We start from the raw sequence: 238 nt of genomic DNA on the forward strand, positions 1-238 counted from the left end.
CCCGGCCCTCCCGGTCCCCCCTGCCCCCCCGTCTCTACTGGTGCTACTGGAGCTCACGGTAACACAGGCGCTACCGGTGCTACTGGACCTCAAGGTAACACGGGCGCTACCGGGCCTCAGGGTATTCAAGGTAACACGGGCGCTACTGGACCTCAGGGTGCTCAAGGTAACACAGGCGCTGCAGCACCACAAGGTGCGCCAGGTCGGCGAGGGGGGGCGGGGGGTGTGGGGGGGGGGG

The 238-nt window shown here is 68.5% G+C and carries 1 pseudogene; it reads left to right on the plus strand.

Annotated features, from left to right (window positions below):
- A pseudogene (locus JDS82_RS29425) lies at window positions 1-238 on the plus strand (Gly-Xaa-Xaa repeat protein); the annotation flags it as partial.

This window comes from Bacillus cereus group sp. N14 (assembly GCF_016483555.1).
GTDB classification, from domain to species: Bacteria; Bacillota; Bacilli; order Bacillales; family Bacillaceae_G; genus Bacillus_A; species Bacillus_A wiedmannii.